This is a genomic window from Mycobacterium sp. 1165178.9 (assembly GCF_001673555.1).
Lineage (GTDB): Bacteria > Actinomycetota > Actinomycetes > Mycobacteriales > Mycobacteriaceae > Mycobacterium.
In genome coordinates this window covers 21,334-28,318 of sequence record NZ_LZMB01000069.1, presented here as the reverse complement: position 1 = coordinate 28,318, position 6,985 = coordinate 21,334, and the positions used below count along the sequence as shown (strand labels likewise).

Annotated in this window: 4 protein-coding genes; all 4 read right to left on the bottom strand. The window is 67.3% G+C overall.

Annotated elements, in window-relative coordinates; genetic code table 11:
• Positions 1 to 24: 24 nt before the first annotated feature.
• The 4 genes from dxs to A5652_RS03660 all read right to left on the bottom strand — a co-directional run bounded on the left by dxs (position 25) and on the right by A5652_RS03660 (position 6,919).
• On the bottom strand, positions 25 to 1,950 hold the full coding sequence (gene dxs, locus A5652_RS03675; protein WP_067346736.1) for a 1-deoxy-D-xylulose-5-phosphate synthase: 1,926 nt from the start codon (positions 1,948 to 1,950) through the stop codon (positions 25 to 27).
• Positions 1,951 to 2,001: 51 nt separating this feature from the next.
• Positions 2,002 to 3,474, bottom strand: coding sequence for a cation:proton antiporter (locus tag A5652_RS03670; protein ID WP_067346735.1), 1,473 nt, complete (start codon positions 3,472 to 3,474; stop codon positions 2,002 to 2,004).
• Positions 3,475 to 3,704: 230 nt separating this feature from the next.
• Positions 3,705 to 4,883: a class I SAM-dependent RNA methyltransferase gene (locus A5652_RS03665; protein ID WP_067346734.1), complete on the bottom strand. Its 1,179-nt coding sequence runs from the start codon at positions 4,881 to 4,883 to the stop codon at positions 3,705 to 3,707.
• A 41-nt stretch (positions 4,884 to 4,924) separates the two neighbouring features.
• The gene (locus A5652_RS03660) at positions 4,925 to 6,919 is read right to left on the bottom strand and encodes an APC family permease (protein WP_067346746.1); all 1,995 of its coding nucleotides are present in this window, start codon (positions 6,917 to 6,919) and stop codon (positions 4,925 to 4,927) included.
• Positions 6,920 to 6,985 lie beyond the last annotated feature (66 nt).

The following is a 6,985-nucleotide window of genomic DNA, read 5'->3' as shown; positions in this document are numbered from 1 at the left end:
CAGCATGACGGCGCCCGCCGACGACTAGTCGAGGTGCTCGCGGATCTCGGCTTCGGTGACGCCGCTGCCCAGCGCCGCGACCCAGCCGGTGATGCGGCGGGCCACGTCCTGGTCGGTCAGCGCCAGCTCCGACAGCAGCTCACCGCGGGAGGCGTGCTCGTAGAACCTCTGCGGCAGTCCGACGTCGCGGCACGGAACGTCGATCTCGGCGCTGCGCAGGGCGGCGGACACCGCCGAGCCCACCCCGCCGTTGACCCCGTTGTCCTCGCACGTGACGACGAGCTTGTGCTGGGCCGCCAGTTCCAGGACGCTCTCCGAGACCGGCAGCACCCAGCGCGGGTCGATGACCGTGACGCCGATTCCCTGGTCCTGTAGTCGCCTGGCCACCGCCAGCGCCATCGGCGCGAAGGCGCCGACACCGATCAGCAGCACGTCGTGGTTGCACCCGCCGGCCGGGACCGCGAGCACGTCGACACCCGAGATGCCCGATCCGCAGCGCTCGATCGCCGGGATATCCTCGCCCACATCGCCTTTGGGGAACCGCAGGGCCGTGGGGCCGTCGTCGACCTCGAGCGCCTCACCGAGTTCCTCGCGCAGTCGAGTGGCGTCCCGGGGTGCGGCCACCCGCATGCCGGGCACGATGCCCAGCATCGACATGTCCCACATGCCGTTGTGGCTGGCGCCGTCCGAACCGGTGATGCCGGCCCGGTCGAGCACCATGGTGACCGGCAGCTTGTGCAGCGCCACGTCCATCATGATCTGGTCGAAGGCCCGGTTGAGGAACGTCGAATAGATGGCCACCACTGGGTGCATGCCCCCCATGGCAAGGCCGGCGGCCGACGTCATCGCGTGTTGTTCAGCGATGCCGACGTCGAACAAGCGGTCCGGGAACTGCTGCCCGAACGGGGTCAGCCCGGTCGGGCCGGGCATGGCGGCGGTGATGGCCACGATGTCGCGGCGCTTCCTGGCGTAGCCGATCAGGGCGTCGGAGAACGTCGCCGTCCAGCCGGGCCCGGCTACCTTGGTCGCCTGCCCGGTGACCGGATCGATGACGCCGCAGGAATGCATCTGCTCTGCTTCGTCGTCCTCGGCCGGGGCGAAGCCCATCCCCTTGCGAGTCACCACGTGCACGATCACCGGGCGGCCGAAGCCACGGGCGTGCCGCAGCGCGGCCTCGACCGCGCGTTCGTCGTGCCCGTCGACGGGGCCCACATACTTCAGACCCAGATCGGTGAACATCAGCTGCGGTGACAGCGAATCCTTGATGCCGGCCTTGACGCTGTGCATGACGCGGTAGGCGATCTTGCCGACCAGCGGCAGCGCGCGCAGGGCATCGCGGCCCTTCTCCATAGCCTGCTCGTAGGCGGGCTGCAGCCGCAGCGAGGCGAGATGGTCGGCGACGCCGCCGATCGTCGGCGCATAGCTGCGGCCGTTGTCGTTGACCACGATGATGACAGGGCGGCCGGAGGCGGCGATGTTGTTCAGCGCCTCCCAGCACATGCCGCCGGTGAGCGCGCCGTCGCCGACCACCGCGACCACGTGGCGATTGCGATGCCCGCTCAGTTCGAAGGCCTTGGCCAGGCCGTCGGCGTAGGACAACGAGGCGCTGGCGTGGCTGGACTCGACCCAGTCGTGCTCGCTCTCGACGCGCGACGGATACCCGGACAGCCCACCCTTCTTGCGCAGGCTCTCGAACTCGAGGGACCGGCCCGTCAGCATCTTGTGGACGTAGGCCTGATGACCGGTGTCGAAGATGATCGGATCGTGGGGTGAGTCGAAGACCCGGTGCAGGGCGAGCGTCAGCTCCACCACACCCAGATTGGGGCCCAGATGCCCCCCGGTGGCAGCAACCTTGTGAATCAGGAACTCGCGAATCTCGGCGGCCAGTTCGCGAAGTTCATGTTGGGAAAGGTGCTGCAGATCAGCGGGCCCGCGGATCTGTTCCAGCATCCAGTCAGTCTACGCAGCGCCCACGAGAACGACAGGCGACGTGACGGGCGCTCACCGTGGCCGCGCGGATCCGAACAGTTCGGCCAGGGTGCCGTGAAGTTCGGGATCTGCCAGGATGACGACCTCGTCGCCGGCCTCGAGTTCGGTGTCGCCCCGCACCGGCACGAGGCCGGTGGTGCGGACCACGATGCTCACCCAAATGTCACCGACACGGTCACCGAGACCTTCGACCGTGCAACGCTCGGCGACAGAACCGCTCGCGACGCTGAAGCGATGGACACCGTGCGGTTCGTCGGCGAGGCGCACGCCTATTTGCCACGGCCGAGTCTCCACAGTGCGCATGGGCAGGTGCAACAGTCTGGCGACAAAAGGCACCGAGCCGCCCTGCACCAGTACCGAGAAGACGACGACGACGATCACGATGCCGTACAGGCGTTCGGCGTCGGCGAGGTGAGCGGCCCGCAGGAACTCGCCCAGCAGGATAGGCACTGCACCCTTGAGCCCGGCGAAAAGAACGAAGGTGCGTTCGTTTCGCCGCAATCGGACGGGAACCAGGCAGGAGCCCACCGCCAACGGCCGGATCAGCACTGTCAGGGCGACAGCGAGGACGAGCCCGGTAATCCATACATCGGGATGACCAAGGACATTGATGTCGACGGTCAAACCCAGAACGGCGAACGCGACGATCTCCGCCAAACCGGCCAGGGCGGCGTGGAATCGCTTGATCTCGGGCTTGTAGGGCGCGCGCGCGTCGCCGATCACGATGCCGGCTACGAACACGGCCAGAAATCCGGAGCCGTGCGCGAGCGTGGCAATGCCGTACATCATCAGACAGGACGCCAGCGTCCGCAGCGAGTACAGACCTTCGCTCGGCAACGCGACGCGGCGCATGAAGACGAGTAGGACACGACCGCCGAGCACACCGACGGCCAGGCCCACCGCCATCTGAAGAACGAATTGTGTTCCCACGCCGGCGAATCCGGCTGCACTAAGACCGCCCGCGGCGATCAGGCTGGACATCAAGGAGATGCCGACCGGATCGTTGGCACCCGACTCGCCCTCCAGGATCGTGCCGCTACGGCCGCTGATCTCGCGTTTGCCCAGAACAGAGAAGACCACGGCCGGATCGGTCGGAGCCACCGCCGTGGCCACGAGCATCGCGGGAAACCAGCCGATCCCGCATACGTAGTGGAGCACCAGTGCCGCCCCCGCCGCGGTGAGGGCGGTGCCCACGACACCCACCGACAGGATCGGGGCGGCCGCTGCGCGGAAACGCGAAGGCCCGATGTGCATGCCGCCGTCGAACAGCACCAACACCAATGCGATGGTGATCACCCGTTCCACGATCCGCTCGGAAGGGGGCTGCACCGCGGGCACGGCGTGCACCGCGACGGCGGCTCCGACCAGCACGAGCAATGGCACGGGGATCTTGACCCGCTCGGTTAGTCGATTCGCCAGCACCGCAACCAAACCGACTGCACTGGAGAACAACACGAGCAGCGCGTAGCGGACGGTCTCGTTCACGACGGCTGCGACCGAGTACCGGTAAGGACGTACCGCGCGCGCAAGCGAGACGACTCGACAGTCGCGGCTGGTTCTTTGGTGATAAGCACGCGCGCCTTTCGATCGGTCGACAGTGTTCTGTTAAGACATCGCCGACCAGACTTCCCGGCACACCGCGACGCAGTCTATCCGGTCGCGCGACTCGCCCGGGCGGCATTGCGGTCACGGGCCGGGCCGTTGCCGCCTGACTGTTAACGGGTCAGCAGCGCGACGCATTCGGTGTGGTGCGTCAGCGGGAACGCATCGAACACCCTGATCTTCTCGACGGCGTAGCCATGGCCGCGGTAGATCCCGATGTCGCGCGCGAAAGATGCTGCCTCACAACCGATGTGCACTACCCGCCGGACGTCGGCGGCGGCCAGCAGATCGATGACCTCGCGCCCGGCGCCCGCTCGCGGCGGATCCAGCACCGCCACGTCGGCGCGCCCCCGCTGCGCCAGCAGCGCGCGGCGCACCGAGTCGGTGACGATGTGCACCTGGGTCAGATCGGCCAGGGTGGCCCGGCCGGCCCGGGTCGACGCGCGCGAGGTGTCGACGCTGAGGACGCGTCCGGAGTGCCCGACGGCATCGCCGAGCACCGCCGCGAAAACGCCTGCGCCGCCGTACAGGTCCCACGCGCGCATCCCGGTGCCGAGCTGCGCCCAGTCGGCGACCAGCCGGCTGTAGACGTCTGCCGCATTGCGGTGCGCCTGCCAGAACGCGGTCACCGGCACCTGCCAGCTGCGCCCGGCCACGCGTTGCACCGCCTCGTAGCGACCCTCTGCCACCTTGGTCACGGTCTGCCTGCCCTGCCGCAAGGTGCGCACCACGTGCCGCACGCCGTCGTCGTCGACGGCCACGTGCAGCTGGGCTCCCGACGGCCACCCGATGTCGGCGATCCCGTCGAGCATGCCCGCCGGCAACTGGGCACAACGCAAGTCGGTCACCAATTCCTCGCTGTGGTATCGGTGAAAACCCGCGCGACGGTCGGGCCCTACGCCGAGCCGGACGCGGGTGCGCCACCCCGTCGGCGCGGAATCCGCCAGCGGCTCGGCCTCTCCACTCCAGGCATGCCCGCCGAGGCGCTCGAGCTGATTGGCCACGACTTCGGCCTTGAGCCGGCGGGCCACATCCGGTGCGGCGAACGCCAAGTCGCAACAGCCGGCGCCGCCAACCCCGGCGATCGGGCACAGCGAGGTGATGCGGCCAGGCGCCGGGTCGACGACCTCGACAACCTCTGCGTGCCAATAAGATCCGCGATCCGCGGTGACCCGGACGCGAACCCGCTCACCGGGCAAGGCGTAGCGGACAAACACCACCCGGCCTTCGTGGTGCGCGACGCAACTGCCACCGTTGGCCGGCGCATCGGTGGTCAGGGTCAGGTCCCCCATCGGGGGTGGCGCCGCGCGCGGCGCGCGTGTCGATTTGCGGATCAATCGAAGATTCCCCGACGAGCGTCACCCGGCGCCACGTGCGGCTGCAGGGTTTTGCGCCGCTCCGACGAACTCAACTGCCACGGAACCGAAGTCACCATGACGCCCGGCATGAACAGCAGGCGGCCCTTGAGCCGAAGGGCGCTCTGGTTGTGCAAGACCTGCTCCCACCAGTGGCCCACCACGTACTCCGGAATGAACACCGTCACCACGGTGCGTGGCGATTCTTCCCTGGCCCGCTTGACGTATTCCAATACCGGACGGGTGACTTCGCGATACGGCGAGGCGATGACCTTGAGCGGGACGCTGATATCGCTTTCTTCCCACTTGTGCACCAAATCGCGGGTCTCCGCGTCGTCGACGCTGACGGTCACGGCCTCGAGCACATCGGGCCGGGTGGCCCTCGCGTAGGCCAGCGCACGCAGCGTCGGCAGATGCAACTTCGACACCAGCACCACGGCGTGATTCCGGCTGGGCAGCACCACATTCTCCTGGGCGGCGGCCTGTTCGGCCAATTCGCGGTTCACCGTGTTGTAATGCCGGTGAATCATTTTCATGATTCCGAACAGCAAGCTCATCGCGAACAATGCGATCCACGCTCCGGCCGCGAACTTGGTCACCAGAACCACCAACAGCACCGTGCCGGTGGACAGCAAGCCGACCGTGTTGACCACCCGCGAACGCATCATCTTGCGCCGCGCCCGCGGATCGGTTTCGGTGCGCAGCAGCCGGGTCCAGTGTCGCACCATGCCGATCTGACTCAGCGTGAACGAAATGAACACGCCGACGATGTAGAGCTGGATCAACGCTGTGACCTCACCGCGGAACGCGATGATCGCCAGCAGCGCCGCCCCGGACAGGAACAGGATTCCGTTGGAGAACGCCAATCGGTCTCCGCGGGTGTGCAATTGGCGCGGCAGATAGCTGTGCTGCGCCAGGATCGAGCCCAGCACGGGGAAGCCGTTGAACGCGGTGTTGGCCGCCAACACCAGGATGAGGGCGGTTACCGTCGCGATCAGTAGGAACCCGATGTGGAAGCTACCGAACACCGCTTGCGCCAGCTGAGTGACCAGGGTCTTCTGATAGTAGTTCGCAGGCGCGCCGGTGAGCTGTCTCGCGGGATCCTCGACGAGCTTTACCCCGATCTTCTCGGCCAGCACGATGATGCCCATCAGCAGGGTCACCGCGATGCCGCCCAGCATCAGCAGCGTCGTCGCGGCGTTGCGCGACTTCGGTTTCTGAAATGCCGGCACCCCGTTGCTGATCGCCTCGACACCGGTCAGCGCCGCGCAGCCCGACGAGAACGAGCGTGCCACCAGGAACGCCAACGCGAAGCCGACGACCTGGCCGTGCTCGGCATGCATCTCGAAACCGGCCGACTCGGCCCGCAGCGGATTGCCCAGTACGAAGATCCGGACCAGCCCCCAGCCGATCATGACGAGGACTCCGACGATGAACGCATACGTCGGGATGGCGAACGCCAGCCCGGACTCGCGCACGCCACGCAAATTCAGCGCCATCACCAGCAAAATGGACACCACACAGAAGAACACCTTGTGCTGGGCCACGATCGGAATCGCCGAGCCGATGTTCGCCATCGCGGACGCCGTCGAGACCGCAACGGTCAGAACGTAATCCACCATCAGCGCGCTGGCGACCACGAGGCCCGCAGTGTCGCCGAGGTTGGTGGTGACCACCTCGTAGTCGCCGCCGCCGGACGGGTAGGCATGGACGTTCTGCCGGTAGCTGGCCACCACCACCAGCATCACCGCGGCCACCGCGAGCCCGATCCAGGGCGTCAGCGCGTACGCCGTCACCCCGGCCACCGACAGCATCAGGAAGACCTCCTCGGGCGCATACGCAACCGAGGACAGGGCGTCGGAGGCGAACACCGGCAAGGCGATCCGCTTGGGCAGCAGCGTATGACTCAGCCGGTCGCTGCGAAAGGGCCGACCGATAAGCAACCGACGGGTGGCGGTTGAAAGTTTGGACACGAGAGCCAAGAGTAAGCCCAGACGGGTTTGGCGGTAGCGTTCGTAGGAGAATGTTTGCCGACCGAA

Coding starts and splice junctions, on each gene's coding strand:
- dxs (WP_067346736.1), bottom strand. CDS start 1,950: ATGCTGGAACAGATCCGCGGGCCCGCTGATCTGCAGCACCTTTCCCAA.
- A5652_RS03665 (WP_067346734.1), bottom strand. CDS start 4,883: ATGGGGGACCTGACCCTGACCACCGATGCGCCGGCCAACGGTGGCAGT.